This is a genomic window from Halobacterium sp. R2-5, assembly GCF_011734195.1.
Taxonomy (GTDB): Archaea; Halobacteriota; Halobacteria; order Halobacteriales; family Halobacteriaceae; genus Halobacterium.
Genome location: NZ_JAANTH010000001.1, coordinates 713,090 through 733,406, shown reverse-complemented (window position 1 = coordinate 733,406; position 20,317 = coordinate 713,090). Strand labels below are relative to the sequence as shown.

The 20,317-nt window shown below is 69.7% G+C and carries 24 protein-coding genes; 11 read left to right on the top strand and 13 right to left on the bottom strand.

The genetic code is table 11. The annotated features are described in order from the left end of the window. The first annotated feature begins 1 nt into the window (after position 1). Together G9C83_RS03910 and G9C83_RS03905 are read left to right on the top strand one after the other, a co-directional pair. A complete protein-coding gene (locus G9C83_RS03910) occupies positions 2-439 on the top strand; it encodes a transcription elongation factor Spt5 (RefSeq protein ID WP_167244798.1) in 438 nt (145 codons plus the stop codon). Positions 440-631: 192 nt separating this feature from the next. Then, positions 632-808, top strand: coding sequence for a hypothetical protein (locus G9C83_RS03905; RefSeq protein WP_167244797.1), 177 nt, complete (start codon positions 632-634; stop codon positions 806-808). Positions 809-828: 20 nt separating this feature from the next. On the opposite strand, the gene G9C83_RS03900 is transcribed toward G9C83_RS03905, so the two are convergent. From G9C83_RS03900 to G9C83_RS03890, 3 genes are all read right to left on the bottom strand, one after another. After that, positions 829-1,554 (bottom strand): fumarylacetoacetate hydrolase family protein, encoded by a 726-nt coding sequence (locus G9C83_RS03900; RefSeq protein WP_167244796.1) that lies wholly within the window; start codon positions 1,552-1,554, stop codon positions 829-831. Positions 1,555-1,604: 50 nt separating this feature from the next. Further along, positions 1,605-1,946: a hypothetical protein gene (locus G9C83_RS03895; RefSeq protein WP_167244795.1), complete on the bottom strand. Its 342-nt coding sequence runs from the start codon at positions 1,944-1,946 to the stop codon at positions 1,605-1,607. Between the two features lie 253 nt (positions 1,947-2,199). Then, positions 2,200-3,405: an acyl-CoA dehydrogenase family protein gene (locus tag G9C83_RS03890; RefSeq protein WP_167245678.1), complete on the bottom strand. Its 1,206-nt coding sequence runs from the start codon at positions 3,403-3,405 to the stop codon at positions 2,200-2,202. A gap of 118 nt (positions 3,406-3,523) precedes the next feature. Between G9C83_RS03890 and G9C83_RS03885 the strand changes: the two genes are divergently transcribed. Continuing rightward, positions 3,524-4,279: a PHP domain-containing protein gene (locus G9C83_RS03885; RefSeq protein WP_167244794.1), complete on the top strand. Its 756-nt coding sequence runs from the start codon at positions 3,524-3,526 to the stop codon at positions 4,277-4,279. On the opposite strand, the gene G9C83_RS03880 is transcribed toward G9C83_RS03885, so the two are convergent. From G9C83_RS03880 to G9C83_RS03870, 3 genes are read right to left on the bottom strand one after another with little or no spacing between them, the layout of a single operon-like run. After that, a complete protein-coding gene (locus G9C83_RS03880) occupies positions 4,276-4,758 on the bottom strand; it encodes a metal-dependent hydrolase (protein WP_167244793.1) in 483 nt (160 codons plus the stop codon). The two genes, G9C83_RS03885 and G9C83_RS03880, sit on opposite strands and share 4 nt — an antisense overlap. Before the next feature lie 46 nt (positions 4,759-4,804). Further along, positions 4,805-5,323 carry a CinA family protein gene (locus G9C83_RS03875; RefSeq protein ID WP_167244792.1) on the bottom strand — a complete coding sequence of 173 codons (519 nt, stop codon included), beginning with the start codon at positions 5,321-5,323 and terminating at the stop codon, positions 4,805-4,807. A gap of 40 nt (positions 5,324-5,363) precedes the next feature. After that, complete coding sequence (locus G9C83_RS03870; RefSeq protein WP_167244791.1) at positions 5,364-5,714, bottom strand: nuclear transport factor 2 family protein; 351 nt, start codon at positions 5,712-5,714, stop codon at positions 5,364-5,366. 105 nt (positions 5,715-5,819) lie between these two features. On the opposite strand from G9C83_RS03870, the gene G9C83_RS03865 reads away from it, so the two are divergent. Beyond that, positions 5,820-6,926 carry a pyridoxal phosphate-dependent aminotransferase gene (locus tag G9C83_RS03865; RefSeq protein ID WP_167244790.1) on the top strand — a complete coding sequence of 369 codons (1,107 nt, stop codon included), beginning with the start codon at positions 5,820-5,822 and terminating at the stop codon, positions 6,924-6,926. A gap of 1 nt (position 6,927) precedes the next feature. Here the strand turns inward: G9C83_RS03865 and G9C83_RS03860 are convergent, their stop codons facing one another. Beyond that, entirely contained in the window at positions 6,928-7,122 is a 195-nt protein-coding gene (locus G9C83_RS03860; RefSeq protein WP_167245677.1) for a hypothetical protein, read from the bottom strand. Between the two features lie 120 nt (positions 7,123-7,242). Between G9C83_RS03860 and G9C83_RS03855 the strand changes: the two genes are divergently transcribed. Together G9C83_RS03855 and G9C83_RS03850 are read left to right on the top strand one after the other, a co-directional pair. Continuing rightward, positions 7,243-8,277: a TRC40/GET3/ArsA family transport-energizing ATPase gene (locus G9C83_RS03855; protein ID WP_167244789.1), complete on the top strand. Its 1,035-nt coding sequence runs from the start codon at positions 7,243-7,245 to the stop codon at positions 8,275-8,277. A 79-nt stretch (positions 8,278-8,356) separates the two neighbouring features. Continuing rightward, positions 8,357-9,718 (top strand): GntP family permease, encoded by a 1,362-nt coding sequence (locus G9C83_RS03850; protein WP_167244788.1) that lies wholly within the window; start codon positions 8,357-8,359, stop codon positions 9,716-9,718. A gap of 136 nt (positions 9,719-9,854) precedes the next feature. Here G9C83_RS03850 and G9C83_RS03845 read toward each other — a convergent pair whose 3' ends face one another. The 5 genes from G9C83_RS03845 to G9C83_RS03825 form a co-directional block, all read right to left on the bottom strand. Further along, on the bottom strand, positions 9,855-11,255 hold the full coding sequence (locus tag G9C83_RS03845) for a DUF4147 domain-containing protein (protein ID WP_167244787.1): 1,401 nt from the start codon (positions 11,253-11,255) through the stop codon (positions 9,855-9,857). A 108-nt stretch (positions 11,256-11,363) separates the two neighbouring features. Beyond that, the gene (locus G9C83_RS03840; RefSeq protein WP_167244786.1) at positions 11,364-12,179 is read right to left on the bottom strand and encodes an SDR family oxidoreductase; all 816 of its coding nucleotides are present in this window, start codon (positions 12,177-12,179) and stop codon (positions 11,364-11,366) included. A 54-nt stretch (positions 12,180-12,233) separates the two neighbouring features. After that, complete coding sequence (locus G9C83_RS03835) at positions 12,234-13,046, bottom strand: endonuclease V (RefSeq protein WP_167244785.1); 813 nt, start codon at positions 13,044-13,046, stop codon at positions 12,234-12,236. A gap of 1 nt (position 13,047) precedes the next feature. Then, entirely contained in the window at positions 13,048-14,001 is a 954-nt protein-coding gene (locus G9C83_RS03830) for a rhomboid family intramembrane serine protease (RefSeq protein WP_167244784.1), read from the bottom strand. 96 nt (positions 14,002-14,097) lie between these two features. Then, a complete protein-coding gene (locus G9C83_RS03825) occupies positions 14,098-14,247 on the bottom strand; it encodes a hypothetical protein (protein ID WP_167244783.1) in 150 nt (49 codons plus the stop codon). Positions 14,248-14,404: 157 nt separating this feature from the next. Here G9C83_RS03825 and G9C83_RS03820 point away from each other — a divergent pair, with 157 nt between their 5' ends. Genes G9C83_RS03820 through G9C83_RS03810 form a run of 3 tightly spaced genes read left to right on the top strand, consistent with a single transcriptional unit; the run spans position 14,405 to position 17,042 of the window. Next, positions 14,405-14,839 (top strand): DUF5788 family protein, encoded by a 435-nt coding sequence (locus G9C83_RS03820; RefSeq protein WP_167244782.1) that lies wholly within the window; start codon positions 14,405-14,407, stop codon positions 14,837-14,839. Then, complete coding sequence (gene polX / locus G9C83_RS03815) at positions 14,836-16,608, top strand: DNA polymerase/3'-5' exonuclease PolX (protein WP_167244781.1); 1,773 nt, start codon at positions 14,836-14,838, stop codon at positions 16,606-16,608. The genes G9C83_RS03820 and polX overlap by 4 nt, the downstream gene beginning before the upstream one ends. Next, positions 16,605-17,042 (top strand): Mut7-C RNAse domain-containing protein, encoded by a 438-nt coding sequence (locus tag G9C83_RS03810; RefSeq protein WP_167244780.1) that lies wholly within the window; start codon positions 16,605-16,607, stop codon positions 17,040-17,042. Before polX ends, G9C83_RS03810 begins: the two co-directional genes overlap by 4 nt. A 1-nt stretch (position 17,043) precedes the next feature. Here the strand turns inward: G9C83_RS03810 and G9C83_RS03805 are convergent, their stop codons facing one another. Further along, positions 17,044-17,973 carry a hypothetical protein gene (locus G9C83_RS03805; protein ID WP_167244779.1) on the bottom strand — a complete coding sequence of 310 codons (930 nt, stop codon included), beginning with the start codon at positions 17,971-17,973 and terminating at the stop codon, positions 17,044-17,046. Positions 17,974-18,188: 215 nt separating this feature from the next. On the opposite strand from G9C83_RS03805, the gene G9C83_RS03800 reads away from it, so the two are divergent. Both G9C83_RS03800 and G9C83_RS03795 read left to right on the top strand, forming a co-directional pair. Next, a complete protein-coding gene (locus tag G9C83_RS03800) occupies positions 18,189-18,473 on the top strand; it encodes a DUF5789 family protein (protein ID WP_167244778.1) in 285 nt (94 codons plus the stop codon). 59 nt (positions 18,474-18,532) lie between these two features. Next, positions 18,533-20,278, top strand: coding sequence for a methyl-accepting chemotaxis protein (locus tag G9C83_RS03795; protein ID WP_167244777.1), 1,746 nt, complete (start codon positions 18,533-18,535; stop codon positions 20,276-20,278). Positions 20,279-20,317: the final 39 nt, after the last annotated feature.

Genomic DNA, 20,317 nt, shown 5'->3' with positions numbered 1-20,317 from the left:
AATGGGCGTGTACGCCGTCAAGACGACCGCGAGCCAGGAGCAGACCGTCGCCAGCATGATCGCGAACCGCGAGGCCGACGAGATTCACGCGGTGCTCGCGCCGGACGCGCTCACCAGCTACGTGATGGTCGAAGCCGACGACCACGCCATCATCGAGCGCGTGATGGACGAGATTCCGCACGCGCGCAGCCTCGTCCCCGGCGAGTCCGGCATCAGCGAGGTCGAGCACTTCCTCTCCCCGAAGCCCGACGTCGAGGGCATCGCGGAGGGCGACATCGTCGAGCTCATCGCCGGCCCGTTCAAGGGCGAGAAGGCCCAGGTCCAGCGCATCGACGAGAGCAAGGACCAGGTGACCGTCGAGCTGTACGAGGCGACCGTCCCGATTCCGGTGACGGTCCGCGGCGACCAGATTCGCGTGCTCGATTCCGAAGAACGCTAGCGCGTTCTTCGACGTCTCGTTCGCTATCGCTCACGAGACCAGCGAGGAGCGCTGAAAGCGCTTCTCAAGCAGCGTGGGCGGCGTAGCCGCGAGCGTATTCCGAAGAGCGCTAACCGCACGTCCTCTTCGTTCATCGGGCGGTGTCACTACTTGGTAACAGCACTCTTGACTGCTGGGCGAGTAGTGCTAACTATGCCCAAACACCTGTTCTCGGAGTGCCCGGCCTGTGGGTGGGATCCGAGATGCGCGTACCTCAGTGACGACAGGGAGTTCTCCAACGAGGAAGTTCACGAGCGCGTCGTCGAGCACGTGCGGCTGACCGACGACGTGTTCCACAACCGCGTCGAGGGCGGCGCACAGTTGGCCTGACGAACGGAGACGCAGGCAATTCAGTCCCCGTTCGGTTCGACGATGGTGTTCTCCAGGGTGCCGACGCCCTCGTACGTGATTTCGACGGTGTCGCCGGGTTCGACGAGCCCGGGGTTGGCGGGACTGCCGAACGCGATGACGTCCCCCGACTGGAACGTGAATCGCTCGGAGAGGAACGAGACGACCTCGTAGGGGTCGAACAGCATCAGCTCCGTGTTGGCTTCCTGGCGTCGCTCGCCCGCGACGTCGGTGTGCATGTCGATGCCGCGCGGGTCGACGTCGGTCTCGATCCACGGGCCGAGCGGGCCGGAGGCGTCGAAGGCCTTCCGCGCGGTGCGCCCGGGCTGGTCGAGTGCGTCGAGGTCGTTCATGATGGTGAACCCGCGCAGCACGTCCGGCACGTCGGCCTCGTCGACGCGGTGGCAGCGCTCGCCGACGACCGCCGCGAGCTCGCCGGCGTACGTCAGTTCGTCCGTGAACGTCGGGTACGGGACGTCGTCGCCGTGGCCGACCACCGAGACCGGCGGCTTGATGAAGAAGTCCGGCTGGTCGGGGCGCTCGTAGTCCATCTGGTCGAGCGTCTCCGCGTAGTTGCGGCCGACGCAGTACAGCGCCGACGGGTCGCAGGGCGGCGCGAGCGTACCGTCCTCGCCGACGACGTGCTCGGTGCCGTCCGCGACGACGACGCCGTCGTCGTACTCCCCGGAGACGACGCCATCGCTGGTTCGGAGTCGTGCGAGTCGCATACCGCGTGGTCGCGGAGCCGCCCCTAATCGCTTACGGAGCGGGCGAGAACTCAGCTCGTCGTCGCGTGTGCGGCGTCGGTCGCGTCGGCGGCGTCCACCGGCTCGTCGCTCAGGAGGTCCTCGAGCACCGCGGGGTCGACCGCCTCCGCGACGTCGTCGAGGACGCGTTCGCGCTCGCGGATCGCCTCGGCGTCGCCGTCGTAGAATCGGACGTACTCGGCGCGCGTGTGCTCGCGCAGGCCGTGCTTGATCGCGAAGTAGCCCTCGGGGACCGTCTCCCCGCAGATTTCGCAGTCGTGAGCGTCGTGGTCGGCGACCTGGTGGGCGAGGAGCGCCTCGACGCGCTCGAACGTGGACCCGCAGCCGACGATCGCGCACTCCCACGCAGACATGGGTAGCTGTAACCTGACCGCGCAGATAAACCTTGTGTCGCATTCGCAACCACTGAACCCGGAGCGTCCCGTGATTGTCGGTCGCGCGTCAGACGCGTTATCACTCTCGAAAGCGCTGTTAGCAACGAGATAACGAACGACAACCGGCGCCAGATACGGGCGATAGACGCACCGAGAGGCCGGTTCGTCGGCCCAGGGTGTTCGTCACCCCCTCCAGTCTGCCGGAACGAAAATCGGTCCGTCGTCCGCCTCGCTACTGCTCGCCGGACTGCCGGTAGATGAGGTTGCGCTGGATCTCGTTGGCCCCCTCGTAGATGACGGGGATGCGGGCGTCCCGGTAGACCCGGGCGATGCGGCGGTCGGTGAGAATCGAGCGGCCGCCGTGGAACTGCATCCCCTGTTCGGCGTTGTCGACGGCGACCTCCGTGGACTTCGTCTTCGCCATCGCCGCCCACAGCCCGGGGTTCTCGTAGTTCTCGACCTTGCGGGCGGCGCGGTAGTTCAGCGCACGGGCGGCCTCGAACTCCAGGCGCATGTCCGCGAGGCCGTGCTGGACCGCCTGGAAGTCCGCGACGTGGCGTCCGAACTCCTCGCGCTCGTGGACGAACTCCCAGGCCTCTTCGAGCGCCGCGGCGGCGAGGCCGAGGCCGTGCCCGCCGACGACGACGCGGCCGTGGTTGAAGAAGTCCGCGAGCATCATGAACCCGGCTCCCTCGCTGCCGATGACGTTCTCCTCGGGAATCCGGCAGTCGTCGAAGACGATGTGGGCCTGCTTGGAGGCGCGCATCCCCATCTTCTCGGGGATGTGCTCGGCCTCGTAGCCGTCCGTATCGGTGGGGACGATGAACAGCGAGTAGTTCATGTAGCGGTCGTCGGTGTCCCCGGTCTTCGCGTACACCGTCACCCAGTCGGCTTCGACGCCGTTGCCGATCCAGTACTTCTCGCCGTTCAGCACGTACTCGTCGCCGTTCTGAGTCGCCGAAGTCGACTCAGAGCTCGCCGAGCTCTGCTCGGCGGTGTCCTTCTCGGCGGTCGTGTGCATCCCCGCGAGGTCAGAACCGATGTCGGGTTCGGAGACCGCGAGGCCCGTGATCTGGTCGTTCTCAGCGACCGGGCGGAGGTACCGTTCTTTCTGCTCGTCGGTGCCGTACTGTTCGAGCATCTCCGCGCCGAAGCTCGCGAGCTGGAGCGTCAGCGCGATGCCGGCGTCCGCGCGGTAGAACTCCTCGGCGATGGCCAGGACCTGTTCGAGGTCGAGACCGCGGCCGCCGTACTCCTCGCCGATGTCCTGGGCGACGAGGCCGGCGTCCATCCCCGCCTCCAGAATCTCCCAGGGGTAGTCCCCGGTCCGGTAGTACTCCTCGGCGTTCGGCGCGATGTGCTCTTCGGCGAACTCCCGGGCGTCCCGCTTGACGTCGAGGGCGTGCTCGGGCACGACGTCCTCGGAGAGCAGGTTCAGGCTCATACCGGTGGTTCGGGTGCCACCAGCATAAGCGGCCGCGAACGCCGTACATCGGACGCGGAGTTTATCGGCCGGAACCGTAAACCGCTAAACCTCGGCCCGCGAAGTTCGTGTCGTGCCGACGACACGGGTCGACCTCCACGTGAAGGTGCTCGACGACGACGTGGTCCGTCGCGCGAAGGCCGCTGGCGTGGACGTGCTCGTGTACGCGCCGCACTTCACGCGGCTGCCGGAGCTCCGCGAGCGCGCCGCCGCGTTCTCTGACGACGAGCTGCTGGTGGTGCCCGGCCGCGAGGTGTTCACGGGGTCGTGGCGGGACCGCAAGCACGTGCTCGCAGTCGGGCTCGACGACCCCGTCCCGGACTTCGTGACCCTCGACGGCGCCATCTCGGAGTTCGACCGCCAGGACGCCGCGGTGCTCGCTCCCCACCCGGGATTCCTCACGGTGAGTCTGACCGCCGCGGACGTCGAGCGGCTCCGCGACAGAATCGACGCCGTGGAGACGTACAACCCGAAACACCTCCCGCACCACGACCGGCGCGCGCGGAAGGTCGCCGACGCCTACGGCATCCCCGCGTTCGCGTCCTCGTACGCCCACCGGCCCGAGACCGTCGGCGGCGTCTGGACGGAGTTCGACGCCGACATCGACTCGGAGGCGGACCTCGTGGACGCGCTCCAGTCGGGCGTGTCCCGGCGGACGTACCACCAGCGCAACGCCCGCTTCCGGGCGCGAGAGCTCGCCGAGCAGCTCCACCTCGGCTACGAGAACACGTGGGAGAAAGTCGACCGGCTCCTCCTCTCGGGCATGGAGCCCACCCACCCCCGCCACATCGCGTACGGCGGGAAGTTCGACGACGTCGCCGTCTACTAGAAGACGGAACTCACCGCGTCCATGGGGACGTACTGCGGGGCGACGTGGACGACGACCGCGATGGCCGCGAGTTCGACGAGCGTGATGACGACCGTGACTGTGCTGGCGTACTTCGACACCGTGGTGACGCCGACCGGGAGCCCGTACTCCTGGTCGGAGAGCGGGTAGAACAGCGCGATGCCGCGCTTGCTCCCGACGACGTCGAGCACGTAGTGGGTGAGGACGCCGATCCAGACGTACTGGAGGTTCCCGAAGTAGACGGGGAAGACGTACAGCAGCGCGAGCACGGGGATGTTGTGGAGAGTCTTGCGGTGCTTCCCGAAGTCCGTGTCGACGTCCGGGAAGAGTGCACCGAGAACGACGGGGATGAGGACTGCCGCGATCGTGTGCAGGGTCTCGACGCCGCCGGCGGGGTAGAGGACGTACCCGAGCCCGACCGCGAGCAGCAGCCCGTTGAGGATGTGGTCGCCTTTGTTCATCGCGCGGACCGAGAGTCCGGGGACACGTCACAGTTACGGGACGCGGTCACGGCCGGGCCTCCGCGACGTGCTCGCCGAGCTTGCGGAGCGCGCGGCGCGCGATCTGCTCCTTGATCTCGGTCCGCGTCCCGTCGAACTCGCGGCGCTCGACGTCCGCGTACGACGTCTGCGTCCCCCAGTCGCCGGCGTACGCGACGCCGATGTAGACGGTGCCGACGGGCTTCCCGTCGCTGCCGCCCGTGGGGCCGGCGATGCCCGTCGTGGAGACGCCCCACGTCGTGCCGGCGGCGTCCCGGGTCGCCTGCGCCATCTGCCGGGCGACCGGCTCGCTGACGGCGCCGTGCTCGTCGAGCGCCTCCCGCGAGACGCCGAGGTCGAGTTTGGCGTCGTACGTGTACGTCACCAGCGACCGGTCGAAGTAGTCACTGGACCCGGAGACGTCCGTCAGCAGCGACCCGATGAGCCCGCCAGTGCAGGATTCGGCGGTCGCGACGGTATGGCCGGCGGCCGGGAGTTCGTCGTTGAGTTCCTCCTCTATCGGCGGGTCGGCGGCGTACTCGCGCATGGCTCGGGATACCGAGCGCGCGAGCAAGAAGGTGGTGGCGTCAGACGGTGTCGCGGTCGGTGTACGTGTACCGCTTCGCGATGCGGCCGTCCTCGAAGACGTGGACGTCCGCGAACCCGAACTCGACGTCCTCGCCGTCCTGCACGCCCGAGAACGTGCCGCGGACGGCCGCACGAGACCCGTCGACGAGCACGTCGTGGACGGTGTGGCTGCCGTCCTCCAGCGGGCGGCCCTCGCGGTAGAACGTTTCGAGGTCGTCCTTGCCCTCGATGGACTGCTGACCAGGGCGGTCGTAGACGACGTCGTCGGCGAACAAGTCGAGCAAGTCGTCGATGCGGTCGTCGTCGACGGCGTCGTAGTACTCGCGGAGGTGTTCGGCGTAGTCGACCATACTCGAACCCACGGCGACCGGCCGAATCAACCGCGGAGTAGCGGTAACGTTCGCCGCCTCCCGCGGGGACGAAAGAGCCACGTGTCGCGGCGAGAAGGAGAGGGTATGGACTACGAGGAGCCGCTGTTCTTCCGCGTGATACAGTACGCGGTGAACGCGGACCGCGACGTGGTGAACATGGTGTCGGGGAACCCCGACTGGGGGTCGCCGCCCGCGCTCGCCGAGGGGCTCCACGAGTACGCCGACACGGGCGGCCAGAACTTCCAGTACCCGCCCAGCGACGGCCTCCGCGAGCTCCGCGAGGAGATCGCGGCGCGCCGGCAGGTGCCCGTCGAGCAGGTGATCGTCACGAACGGCGGCGGCGGGGCGAACTACCTGGCGATGGGGCGCGCGCTGGAGCGCGGCGCCGGCGACGAGGTCGTGATGACCGACCCCGTCTACCCCTACTACCCGGGGAAGACGAACATGCTCGGCGGCGAGCAGGTGTTCGTCGGCACGGCTGCGGACGGCGCCCTCGACCCCGCGGACGTACGCGCGGCGGCCAGCGAGGACACCGCGTGCATCATGGCGACGACGCCGAACAACCCCACGGGCGCGGTGTACGGCGAGGAGACGATGCGCGAACTGGTCGCCGTCGCCGAGGAGTACGACGCGATTCTGGTCAGCGACGAGGTGTACGACCACTTCGACTTCTCCGGGCGGTTCACGTCCGCCCTGGAGTTCGACTCCGAGCACCGCGTCGTCGTGAACTCCTTCTCGAAGTCGCTGGCGATCACGGGGTTCCGCGTCGGCTACTGCATCGCGCCCGAGGCCCACGTGGAGCCGATGAAGTCCCGGCACATGCTGACGAACGTGGCGGGGTCGCGGCCCGCGCAGGCCGCCGTGCTGCACGCGCTCCGGGAGACCGACCCGAGCTACTACGAGGAGAACCGCGAGCGCCTCGCCGAGCGCGTGGAGACGTTCACGTCCGCGCTCGACGACGCGGGCGCGGAGTACACTAAGCCCGACGGCGGCTTCTACGTGCTCGCGCGCTTCCCCGACTTCCCGGGGACGCTGGAGAACACGTTCGAGCTGATCGACGAGGCCGGCGTCGCGGGGATGCCGGGCGCCGGCTTCGGCACCGCTCGCGAGGACTGGCTGCGCTTCGCGCTCGTGACGCCGCGCGTCGAGGAAGCCGCCGAGCGCCTCGCTGACTACTTCGCCGACCGGTAGCTCAGTACCCGCCGGCGTCGGAGAAACACCGGCCGCAGCGGCAGGCGTCGAAGTCGTCGAGCGCGCGCTCGACGGGGACGGTCCGGAGCTCGTCGTGGCCGAGGTCGGTCGTGGCGCCGCACTTCGTCCGGCTGTAGGGGTTCTCCACCCCCTTCTTGTGCACCGTCTCCGTGCGCTCGTTCAGGACGCCCTCCATGCAGAGAGATAACACACCTCAATCGGAAAACTTCTCTGGCCAATACGTTCGCGGACAGGCCGCGAGCGGCCCGACACGCCAACCGACGCTTTGACCCCGCTGGGTCGCCGACGCTCCCCCATGGACGAAATCGAGGTCGAGGCCGTCGACTCCCTCGACCCCGGCGTGGCGAGCGGGACCGCGGAGTACGTGCTGTACGGCGGGAAGGGGGGCGTCGGGAAGACGACGATGGCGGCGGCGACCGCGCTCGCGAGCGCGAACGACGGCACCGCCACGCTCGTCGTGTCGACGGACCCCGCGCACTCGCTGTCGGACACCCTGGAGTTCGACGTGCCCGGCCGCCCCGCGAAGGTCCGCGAGGACAGTCCCCTCTGGGCGGTCGAAATCGACCCCGACGACGCGCTCTCACAGGCCGGCATGTTCGGGCAGGACGGCGGCTTCGCGGGCGGACTCGACGAGCTGCTCGGCGGCGCGGCGGGCGGCGCCGACGACGACGCCGCGATGATGCCGGGCGCCGACGAGGCCGCCGCCGTCCAGCTCCTCCTGGAGTACATGGACGACGAGCGCTTCGACCGCGTCGTCGTCGACACCGCTCCCACGGGGCACACGCTCCGCTTGCTGGAACTCCCGGAAGTGCTGGATTCGATGGTCGGCCGCATGATGCAGTTCCGCGAGCGCTTCGGCGGGATGATGGACGGCCTCACGGGGATGTTCGGACAGGGCGACGACGACGAGGAACAGGCCGGCCTCGGGAACCTCGACGCCGTGGAGGAGCGCGTCGAACGCCTCCGCGCAGTCCTGACGGACCCGACCAGAACGGACTTCCGCGTCGTCCTGGTGCCCGAGGAGATGAGCGTCCTCGAAGCCCAGCGGCTCACCGACCGGCTCGCGGAGTTCGGCGTCCCCGTGGGGACCGTCGTCGTCAACCGCGTGATGGAGCCGCTCGCGGACACCGTCGACGTGCCCGGGGAGGCGTTCGTCTCCCCGAACCCCGAGGGCTGCGAGTTCTGCGCGCGCCGCTGGGAAGTCCAGCAGGCGGCGCTCTCGCAGGCCCAGGAGCTGTTCCGCGAGTACGACGTCAAGCGCGTACCGCTGCTCGCCGACGAAGTCAGGGGGGAGCGCCCGCTCCGCGTCGTCGCGGCGTGTCTGGACTGACGACCGCCAGTCCACTCCGGTTTCTGAACGATGCCGCTGAAGGCAATTTTATACGTATAAATCGTATGAAACCGGTTGCATGTTGTCAGGAATTCCGCTGGTACTGTTGCTCTTGGCGGCAGTCGCGTTCATCATCGTCGCCACCGCGAAACTGAACCTGCACGCGTTTCTCGCGCTGCTCATCGCGGCGTACGGCACGGCGCTCGTCGCGGGCGTCGACCCGGCCGAAGCGGCTTCCCTCGTCACGGACGGGTTCGGCGGCGTCCTCGGGTACATCGGCATCGTGATTCTCGCGGGGACCATCATCGGCACCGCGCTCGAACGCTCCGGCGCGGCGATCGTCATCGCGGAGTCGATTCTCGGGGTCGTCGGCGAGGAGTACACGACCGAGGTGATGGCGATCACGGGGAGCATCGTCAGCATCCCCGTGTTCTGTGACTCCGGGTTCGTCATCCTCTCCGGGCTGAACCGCTCGCTGGCCGAGCGCTCCTCGCTCTCGCTGTCCACGCTCGGGGTCGCGCTCGCCGGCGGTCTCTACGTCACCCACGTGTTCGTCCCGCCGACGCCGGGCCCCATCGCAGCGGCGGGGATTCTCGGTGCGGACATCGGTCTCGTGATGCTCGCGGGACTCGTCGTGAGCGCCCCCATCGTGTTCGTCGCGTCGGCGTGGGCCAACCGGGTCGCGTCCCGGTACCACATCGACCCGGCGCCCGAGATGACCATGGAGGACATCAAGGCGGAGTACGGCTCGCTGCCGTCCCCCGCGGCGTCGTTCGCGCCGCTCGTCGTCCCCATCGCGCTCATCGCGCTCGGGAGCATCGCGGCGTATCCGGAAGCCGAGAACCCGGAACTCGTCACCGGCGCGCTCCAGCGCTGGCTGCTGTTCCTCGGTGACCCCGCAGTCGCGCTCATCATCGGCGTGTTCATCTCGTTCGCGGTGGTCCCCGAGTTCACGAACGACATCACCGACGAGTGGGTGAGCGAGGGCATCAAGAAGGCCGCCGTCATCCTCGCCGTGACCGGTGCCGGTGGCGCGTTCGGCGAAGTGCTCGGCGCGCTCCCGCTCGAACAGTTCGTCACGGACACGTTCGGCGGCCTCGGCATCGGCCTGCTCGCCGCGTTCGTCGTCGCGGCCGCGATGAAGACCGCACTCGGCTCCTCGACGGTCGCCATCCTGACGACCGCCAGCCTCTTCGCGTCGCTGCTCGACCCGCTCGGTCTCGCGACCCAGTGGGGACGGGTCTTCGCGGTGCTCGCCATCGGCGCAGGGAGCATGACCGTCAGTCACGCGAACGACTCCTACTTCTGGATCATCACGGAGTTCACGGACATGGAGGCGGCGACCGCCTACCAGGCGTGGACGCTCGGGACGCTCGTTCTCGGCGTCGCCAGCATCGTCTGGATTCTCGTCGTCCAGAACGTCGTCGGCCTGGTGCTGTAGCGGCCACCACCCAGCCGACGTTCACCACGCGATTCGTGCGACCGCCCCCAGCCGACGGGGTCAAACGCGTGTCGGCACACAGCCGGCAGCCAGCCAGACGATAGCTCCATCTGGAAGCGACACAGCAGATAGTCAGCTAGTCGGCCGAGTTAGGACTCTCCTCGACGACCAGCACGCGGAGATCGTTGACGTTCGTGCCGGTCGCGCCCGTCTGAACTAGTGCGCCCCGCTCCCGGAGGAACGGTGTGACGTCGTTGTCGGCGAGCGCGGCACGGGCCGCGTCGGCGCCCCCGTCGACCGTGTCGGCGTCGACCACGGCGCCAGCGGCGTCGGTCGCACCGTCGATGCCGTCGGTGTCGACGGCCGCCAGCGTCACGCCGTCGAGGTCCAGTTCTGCGGCGGCGCTCGTGGCGAACTCCTGGTTCGGCCCGCCCTCGCCGTCGCCGCTGACTGTCACCGTCGTCTCACCGCCCGAGAGGACGACTGCCGGCGCCGACACGGGGTTGTCCGTCGCGACCACCTCCTCGGCGACCGCGACGTGGGTCTTGGCGGCTTCACGGGCCTCCCCGCGGACGCTCGCGGAGAGAATCATCGCCTCGTACCCCCGCTCGGCGGCGATCTCGCGGGCGGCGGCGAGTGCGGTGAACCCGTTCGCCAGGACGTAGTTGGTGACGCGGTCGAACACGGAATCGCCGCTCGTCGGCGTCTCCGCGGCGATTTCAGAGTTGTCCGTCGCTGTCGGTGTGTCTCGACAGTCGGCCGCGTGGTCGTCCCGGTCAGCGCCGCGACGGAGGCGCGACTCCACGCGGTCGGGGACCGCCACGTCGTAGGCTTCGAGGACTTCCACGGCCTCCGCGAACGTCGAGTCGTCCGGTGCAGTCGGCCCGCTACCGATGACGCTCAGGTCGTCGCCGTTCACGTCGCTCAACAGCAGCCCCACCACCGTCCCGGGCGCGGCGGCGCGAGCGAGCTGGCCGCCCTTCAGCGCGGAGAGGTGCTTCCGGACGGCGTTTATCTCGTGGATGGTCGCGCCGGAGGCGAGCAGTTCGTCGGTCGTCGCCTGGAGGTCCGCGAGCGTGACGTCCCCGGCGGGCGCCGGGAGGAGGGCGCTCCCGCCGCCGGTGACCACCGCCAGCACGAGCGTGTCCTCGGTCGCGGACTCGGCGAGGTCGAGGACGGTGTTCGCTCCCGCGACCCCGCGCTCGCTCGGCACCGGATGGTCGCCCCGCAGGACGTCGACGCACTCGGTCGGGGTCGGGTCGTCAGTGACGACAGCCCCGCGGTCGAGCCGGTCGCCGAGCACGTCCTCGAGGGCGGCCGCGACGTAGCCGGCGGCGTTCCCGCCGCCGACGACCACGACCTCGGTGTACTCGCGCAGGTCGTACTCGTCGCCGAGTACGGACAGCGTGTCTCCAGAACGAGTCACGGCCTCGCGGACGACCGACTTCGGGTGGGCAGCTCGAATCCCCGCCTCGACACACGCGAGTGCGGTGTCCCGGCCCTCTGTCGTCGCCAGCTCCTCCCGGTTCCGTATCATCAGGACAGTTCTGACGCGGGGCCACGCGGGCAAGACGATTCCGGTCGCTGTGACGACTGCCGGACGCCAGTCGCCGAGCGGTCCCGCGCCGCCCGTCTCGACGAGTGCCTACGAGAATCGCTGGAGCAGCCGGTAACCCGCGTCCAGCCACGACTCGGGCAGGAAGCGCGCGAGCACGCCGACCCGGCCCGCGGTCCCGACGGGGTACCGCGCCTTCGGGTCGGGGCTGACCGCGGCCTCGGTGATGACCTCCGCGACCTCGTCCGGGCCGACCGCGCCGATGCCGTTCACGGCGCTCGCGTCCTCGAAGAACGAGTAGAGCTTCTCGTAGGCGCCGCTGCGGTCGAGGCCCTGGATCTCGGACTCCGCGCGGTCCGAGAACTTCGTCTCCACCGGCCCGGGCTCGACGACCGCGACGTCGATGCCGTACGATGACACTTCTCCGCGGAGCGCGTCGCTCATCCCCTCGAGCGCGAACTTCGAGCCGTTGTACGCGCCCATCCCCGGCGTCCCGACGCGCCCGGAGACGCTGGAGACGTTGACGATGGTGCCGTCCTCGCGCTCGCGCATGTGCGGGAGCGCCGCGCGAATCAGGCGGTGCGGGCCGTAGACGTTCACGTCGAACTGCCGGTGGAGCTCCCTGGTGGGGACGTCCTCCAGCGGCCCGAGCTGGGCGTACCCCGCGTTGTTCACGAGGCAGTCCAGCCGGCCGTGCTCGGCGACCACGTCGTCGACGACGTTCCGGCACTGCGCCGGCTTCGTCACGTCCAGCTCGGCGGTCTCGCAGCCCTCCGCCGCGAGCGCCGCCAGGTCGTCGACGTCCCGCGCGGTGGCGACGACCGTCCACTCCTCCTCGAGCAGCGAGCGCGCCGTCGCCGCTCCGATTCCCGACGAGCACCCGGTGATGAGCGCGACCTTCTCCATGCGCGTACTGTCGCGCGCCCGGCAGTTAAGGGTTGAGTCGGCGGCATCGCGCCGTCAGTCCTTCAGGTCGTCCGCGTACCGGTCTGCCAGCCGCGTCGGCGCCGGGAGCTTGTACCCCGTGCAGGTCGCCGCGACGACGTCCACTGCCGTCTCGGCGCTGACGCGGTGGCCGGGGCTCACGATCAAGGGGTTGACGTGGCGCTGCTGGGGGTTCGGGTACTGCCGGGACTGGTAGGCGTACCCGACGACCGTCCCCTCTGGCGCGTCCATCGAGTCGTCGGCTTCGATGGCGACGCGCGCGCCCTCCGGCAGCGGGTCGTCGAAGGGGTCGCGGGGCGTCCCGCAGAGCAGGTTCTTCGCGACGCCGACGGCGGGAACGTCGAAGAGTACGCCGACGTGAGTGGCGATGCCCGCCTGCCGGAAGTGGATGCGGCCGCTGCCGTCGAGGACGAGTACGTCCGGCTCCACGGACAGCGATTCGAGCGCGTCCACGATGGCGTCGCCCTCGCGGAACGACAGCAAGCCCGGGACGTACGGGAACTGCAGCGCCGCGCGGCCGGCGGCGCGCTCGATCACGCGGCCGCCGCGAATCGCGACCGCGGCGCTCACGGAGTAGTCGTCTCCGACGAACGCCTGGTCGACACCGACGACGACGGGCGCGTCGCCGGCCGTGAGCGCCGTCTGCTCGCTCACGCTGTCCGCGGCCGTCGGCTCGTCCACCGGTGAGTCTGCGAGTTCCAGGTCGGCGACGTCGAACTCGAAGTCGTCCCCGAACGAGGCCGCGGCCGCGATCTCGCGCTGGAGGGCCTCCATCTCCTCCCGAGAGCGGTCCGAGCCGGGGAGGAACCCCGGGCGGACGACGTCCATGCTAGCGACGCCGGCCGGGCCCGCCCGGCCCGCCCGGGCCGCCGCCGAGCTGGAGCTGGTTCGGCGCGCGCTCGCCCTCGCGTTTGACCTTCACGCCGTACAGCAGGCCGATACCGAGGCCGGCGAGGTGCGCGAACTGCGCGACGCCGCCCGCGCCGATGCCGCCGCCGACGGTCGAGACGAAGATGGAGTAGCCGGCGAACAGCAGCGTCGCGATCCACAGCGGCATCGGGATGACGAAGTAGAGGTAGATGCGGAGGTTCGGGTTCAGCACCGTGAGCACGCCCATCAGCGCCGCGATGGCGCCGCTCGCGCCGAGCACCGCGGAGCCGTTCTGCGTGAACGCCAGCGGCTCGCCGAGCACGCTCGGGTTCGTCACGAGCGTCGCGCCGACCTGCGCGAGGCCGGCGAGCGCGCCCGCGACGACGAACAGCCCGACGAGCTTCGCGGAGCCGATGCGCTTCTCGACCACGGGGCCGAAGAAGTACAGCACGATGCTGTTCAGCACGATGTGGCCGAAGCCGCCGTGGGAGAACACCGACGTCACCCACGTCCAGACGGCCAGCGGCGCCGTCGTGTTGATGGTGAAGATGTTGAACCACTGCTGGCTGTACGGCGGCACGTCGAGGACGGGCGCCACGGCGTACTGGAGGATGAACGTCAGCCACATCAGCGCGAGCAGCGCGAACGAGACGTTCCCGCGGAAGTAGCCGAGCACGCCGCCCGGCCCCGTGTCCACGGGGACTTTCGCCGCGAGCCCGCCGCCGGAGCGGCCGCCGTCGTTCACGCTGTCGTCGAACCCGCTGTCGAAGACGCCGCCGGGGTCGTCCCACTCGTCGAGGCCCGGACAGTCGTGGTTCTCCGGGAGCCTGTGGGACGAACAGTACGTGCCGCCGCAGAGCCGACACTGGTACGGCATCGACTCCTGCTCGCCACACCGGTCACACGTCGCCATTGCCGGAGGTTGGGCAGGCGCGTGGTTATCGTTTTGGGTCGGCGACGGCCCGCGTTTCGAGACGGCGTGCCGCCGGCCGAGCGAGCCGGCCCGGCGCTAAACGAGCAAGAGCGAGACGGCACCGAAGAAGCCGAGCGCGGACACAGCGAGGAGGAGCCTGTCGAGGTCGCCGGGGCGGGGCGTGTGGAGGTAGGCGAGGAAGCCGCCGAGGAACACGCCCACGAACGCGTAGTATATCGTCGCCATGTGGTCTCGTCCGTGTACCTCCGAGTGATCGGTCGCCGGTAAAGGTACTCGGCGACTAACCCCGACTGCTGGGCAGGTCGGCGCGGTCTTCCCGGGAGCTGCGGACGGAAGTCCGGACAGCCGGGGGGCTTTTGCGGGAGCCGCCGGTACCTGTAGTATGCGCGAGTTCGAGCGGAAGCAGCTCCTCGAACGCGTCGACAGGGAGGGTGCGACGGTGGGGGCGTCCATCCCCGACACGCTCGACGTGCAGGGCGAGGAGCTGGAGCTACAGCAGTTCGTCTTCGAAGTGAAGAAACTCGACAGCGTGCCCGCAGAGCGCCGCGAGGACGTCGAGGAGGCGAAGAAGCTGCTGCGGCGGGAGCGCCTGGAGCGCCGCGAGCGCCTCGAGGAGGGCGACATCACTCGGGAGGAGGGCGAGCGCCTCGTAGACGCCATCGTGGGCATCGAGCGCGCGCTGAACGCCCTGGAGTCGCTGGGGACGACGAGCCTCGAGGCCGAAATCGAGGCCAAGGAGCGCGCCGACAAGAAGCGGTGGTTCTCGTTCCTGAAGGAGGCGCTCGGCCACGACGACGACGGGGGTATCAAGCGATGAGCCGGAACGGCGAGGTCGCGAGCGTCTTAGAGGAGTACGCGGACCTCCTCGAAGCCCGGGACGTCAGCTACAAGCCGAACACGTACCGGCGCGCGGCGTCGAACATCCGGGACTACCCGGAGCCAATCGAGGACCTCGCGGCCGAGAGCGCCGACGCAGTCGGGGCAATCGAGGGCGTCGGCGACGCCATCTCCGCGAAGGTCGTGGAGTACGTCGAGACCGGTGATATCGAGGAGGTCGAAGCGGAGCGCGAGAAGCTTCCCGTGGAGATGACGGAGCTGACGTCGGTGGAGGGCGTCGGCCCGAAGACGGTGAAGAAGCTCTACGACGCGCTCGGCGTGCAGACCCTCGACGACCTGGAGGCCGCGGCGGAGGCCGGCGAGATTCAGGAGGTGTCCGGGTTCGGGCCGAAGACCGAGCAGAACATCCTCGACCACGTCGCGTTCGCGCGGCGAGCCCAGGAGCGCGAACTGCTCGGGGACGGCCGCCCGATCGCGGAGGACGTGCGGGCGTTCCTCGCGGACGTCGACGCCGTCGACCGCGTGGAGGTCGCCGGGTCGACGCGGCGCTGGCGGGAGACCATCGGCGACGTGGACGTGCTCGTCGCCAGCGACGCCGGCGAGGCGGTCGGCGAGGCGCTGACGGAGTGGGACCGCGTGGACGAGACGATCGACCTGGGGCCGACGAAGACGAGCGTGCGCACGAGCGACGTCCGCGTCGACATCCGCGTGGTGGTCGACGAGGAGTTCGGGTCGGCGCTCCAGTACTTCACGGGCAGCAAGGACCACAACGTCCGCGTCCGCAACCACGCCCTCGACCAGGGGAAGAAGGTCAACGAGTACGGCGTCTTCGACACCGCAGACGTCGAGAATCCCGACGGGGGTGAGGGAACCGACGAGAGGCAGCGCGTCGGTGACCTGCTCGCCAGCGAGACCGAGGAGGCGGTCTACGACGCGCTCGGCCTGCCGTGGATTCCGCCGGAGCTGCGCGAGGACCGCGGCGAGGTGGAGGCTGCGAAGCGCGGCGAACTCCCCGAGCTAATCGAGGACGGCGACGTGAACGGTGACCTGCACACGCACACGGAGTGGTCGGACGGCAGCCTCCCCGTGGCGGAGATGGTCACCGGCGCGGCGGAGTTCGGCCACGACTTCGTCGCCGTCACGGACCACGCCGAGGGCCCGGGCGTGTTCGGCGACAGCGGGCTCTCCGGGGACGACCTCCGCGAGCAGATCGAGGAAGTGGACGCCGTCCGCGAGGACGTCGCAATCGACGTGTTCCACGGCGTCGAGACGAACATCGACACCGAGGGGAACGTCGTGGACGTCGCCGACGACGTGCTCGCGGACCTCGACATCGTCGTCGCGAGCCCGCACAGCGGTCTCGGGGAGGACGGCGGCGACCAGACCGAGCGCCTGATCGCGGCGGTCGAACACCCGCACGTGGACGTGCTCGGCCACCCCTCGGGCCGGCTCATCAACGACCGCCCCGCGATGGAGTTCGACGCGGCCGCGCTCGCGGCGGCCGCCGCGGACGCCGGCACCGCGCTCGAGATCAACGGCAACCCCCACCGCCTCGACCTCTGGGGGAGCGCCGTCCAGGCCGCCGTGGAGGCCGGCGCGACGATCTCCATCAACACGGACGCTCACACGACGAACGAGTACGCGAACGTCGAGTACGGCGTCCACACCGCGCGTCGCGGCTGGGCGGAAGCCGGCGACGTGCTGAACGCCCGCGACGCCGACGGCGTCCGCGAGTTCCTCGACTCGTGAAACTACTGGTGGACGCGATGCTCGGCAGCCTCGCGCGCGTCCTGCGGATGTGCGGCCACGACGCCGCGTACTGCCTGGACCGGGGAATCGAGGCCGACGACGAGATTCTCGACCTCGCCGCCCGCGAGGACCGCGTAGTCGTCACGCGGGACCGCCAGCTCGCCGACCGAGCGCCGGAGAGGCTGCTCGTCGAGTCGAAGGACGTCGACGAACAGCTCGAAGAACTCGGCGCGGCGGGCGTCGACCTCTCGCCGGCGCCGGGCGAGCGCTGCGGCGCGTGCAACGGCGAACTCCGGGACGTCGACTCCGAACGCGACCTGCCCGAGTACGTCCCCGAGGACGCGTCGCCCGTGTGGCGGTGCGGGGACTGCGGCCAGTACTTCTGGACGGGCAGCCACTGGGCAGACGTCGAAGCGCGGCTCGCAGAACGCTAAGCTACTGGTCGTTTCGCTCCCACCACTCGCAGGCCTCCATGTCGTCCATCTCCTCCTCGTAGAGCGCGCAGTACGGCTGCATGCCGTCCGAGCCGGCGTACTCGAAGTGCGTGCAGTTCCCGCAGTACTTGTCCGGCGTCGGGCCGCCCGCGGACGGCTTCGAGTCGCTGTCGTCGAGCGGGGAGGAGATGTCCTCGGTGGTCGCGCCGCCGTCCGAGACGGAGGCCGACGCGCCGCGCGCGGACTGCTGCCGCGACGAGGACTGCGGAGCGGGCGTCGTCGGTTCGGGTTTCGGCTCGGAGGCGTTCGCGCGCGTTCGCTCGTCGGGGTCCTCGACGCCACCGAAGACGCCGACGCCGCCGAAGCTCCCGGACGAGAGCTTCTCGCGGGCGCTCTCGACGTCGTCGGCGGGCACCTCCACGGTGTGCGTCTCGCCGTCCTTCGTGACGGTGAGCGTCACCGTCCCGCCGGGGTCGTTGCGCGTCTTGAACGTCGCGACCGCCGTGAACAGACACCAGAAGGTCGTGATGATGCCGGCGGCGTAGACGAGGATGAACGCCAGCGTCCCCGTCGTCGGCACGCCGCCCGAGTTCGGCACGTACAGGTACGGGTACGTCGCGCGGAACAGCATCACGCCGAGGACGCTCAAGCCCGCGCCGACAGCGGCCGCGCCGCGTTGCAGGCGGTTCGCCGGGAGCACGGTGAAGATGCCGACGAGCACCGCGGGGACGCCCAGGCCCGCGAGAATGACGGCGATCTCACGGCTCTCGTACTGCCCGAAGCCGTTGTTGATGAGGAGCCCCGTCGCCCCGGCGAGAATCCCGCCGACGACGAGCAGCGCGCCCGCCGCGAACAAGCCGGTGCCGAGGTAGACGCGCCGCTGACTCGCCTCCCCCGCGCGCCGGTCGTAGGTCTCCCCCAGGCTGGTCATGGCTGCCCCTTGTTATCGAAGGGTAAAAACAGTACGTCAGACGCTCACCGCGCGCAGTACAGTCGGCTCGCTCGAACACGTTGGGGTGCTGTCCGGACGGTTCGCTCACGCTGCTCGCGGCTCACTTCGTTCACCGCTCGGTATAACGTGGGCTCGCTGCGCTCGCCCACGCTCTCTTCGAAAGGTTGAATCAAGCCCCTCACGAAGCGCCGGGTATGGCTGACGACACCGAGGAGGACGAGGAACCCGCCGTCGAGCTCGGCGAGGGCGAATCCGTCGAGGGGGCGCCGCTGGCGCGCGTCGCGTCCCGGCTGACGTGGGGCCAGCAGAAGAGCGAGGTAATCCGGAAGGAGGGCGAGACGGTCGTACGGACGCCGGACGGCCCGCAGACGCTCGAATCCATCCTCGAGGACGTCGACTCCACGTACTTCCAGAAGCGCCAGGCGTTCGTGGACGCCGTTCGCGAGGTCGTCGAGGTCGGCCCGGTGTCGACGGAGTAGCTCCCGGACTCTGGGAATCGCCGCCGGCTGCTTTTAGGTGACTCCGCGAAGCCCCGGGCATGACCCTTCGGTCGACGTACGAGTCCCTACTCTGGAAGTCGATAGCGCTGGCCGGCGCGGCCGAGTCGGTCGAGCGGAAGATACTGACCGCGGTCGGTCTGCAGTTCGCCGGCGCGGCGTCGATGGCGGCGTTCGCGCTGTTCGCGTCCGGAACCGTACAGGTCGCGGGAGTCGCCGCGACGCTCGTGCTTTCGGTCGTCGCGTTCTACAACACGTACCTCATTGCCGAGCGGGACTTCGTCGAGCCGCTGGTGGAACTGGAAGCCGCCGCCGACGACATCGCCGCGGGCGAGTTCCAGCGCGCGGACATCCCGTCGTCGGACCGCGAGGACGAGATCGCGGGCCTGGTGGCGTCGTTCCGACGGATGCAGGCGAACCTCGCGACGGCGTCCCGGCAGGCCGACGCCCTCGCCCGGCAGGACTTCGAGAACGCGGCGCTGGACGCCGACGTCCCCGGCCGGTTCGGGGACAGCATGGCGACGATGGCCGACAGCCTCGAATCCCACACCGAGGAGCTGGAGGCCAAGCAGGCGGAGCTGGAGCGCCAGTCCGAGCAGCTCGAGCGGCTCGTCGACGCGCTGTCGGCGGCGACCGACGCCGCCCGCAACGGCGACCTCACCGCCCTCCTTGACCCCGACAGCCTCGACGTCGCGGCCGAACACCGCGCGGTCGTCGAGGACTTCAACGACCTCCTGACGACGCTCGGGAACACGATCGCTGACATCCAGTCGTTCTCCGAGGACGTCCTCGCGGTGTCCGCGGAGACGGAGACGCGGGTCGACGAGGTCGCGGAGCACAGCGCGGAGGTGAGCGCGAGCGTCGACGAGATCGCGGCCGGCGCGAACCAGCAGACGACGCAGCTGAACGACATCGCCGCGGAGATGGACACGGTGTCCGCGACCGTCGAGGAGATCGCGGCGAGCGCGGACGACGTCGCGGAGACCGCGCAGGCGGCCGCCGACCGCGGCGAGGACGGCCGGGCGGAGGTCGAGGACACCATCGAGGCGCTGCGCGGACTGCGCGAGCAGAGCCAGGCGGTCGCCGACACCGTCGAGGAGCTCGCCGCGGAGGTCGACCGCATCGACGGCATCACGGAGCTCATCGACGACATCGCGGAGGAGACGAACATGCTCGCGCTGAACGCGTCGATCGAGGCCGCGCGCACCGGCGAGGACGGCGATGGCTTCGCCGTGGTCGCGGACGAGGTCAAGGACCTCGCGGAGGAGACCCGCGAGCAGGCCGCCGACATCTCCGAGCTCGTGGACACCGTCACGCAGCGCGCGGAGGACGCCTCGACGGCCATCGCGGAGGTGGACGCGGAGGTCGAGCGCAAGATCGACCGGGCGGAGGGCGTGCTCCGGGACTTCGACGCCATCGTAGACGAGGTCGCGAACGTCAACCACTCCGTCCAGGAGATATCGGAGGCGACCGAACAGGGCGCCCAGTCGGTGACCGACGCGGTCGGGATGGTCGACGAGATAGCGAGCGTGAGCGAGGAGACCGCCAGCGAGGCCGACACGGTCGCGGACAGCGCCGCCGAGCAGACGGAGGCGACCGACGAGGTCGCGGACCGCATGGACGACCTCGCGGGCCGCACGGAGGAGTTGGCGGCGCTGCTGGACGAGTTCGACGTGCCCGAGGACGCCGGCGACGGCGCGACGGTCGACCCGGAGACGAACGCCGACAGCGGGACCCGGCGGGGCGCGGCGGCGACCGACGGCGGAGCGTTCGACTGGGACACGTGACGGCTGTACCCTGAGTGGCTGGCCAGCCGGGATTTGTCT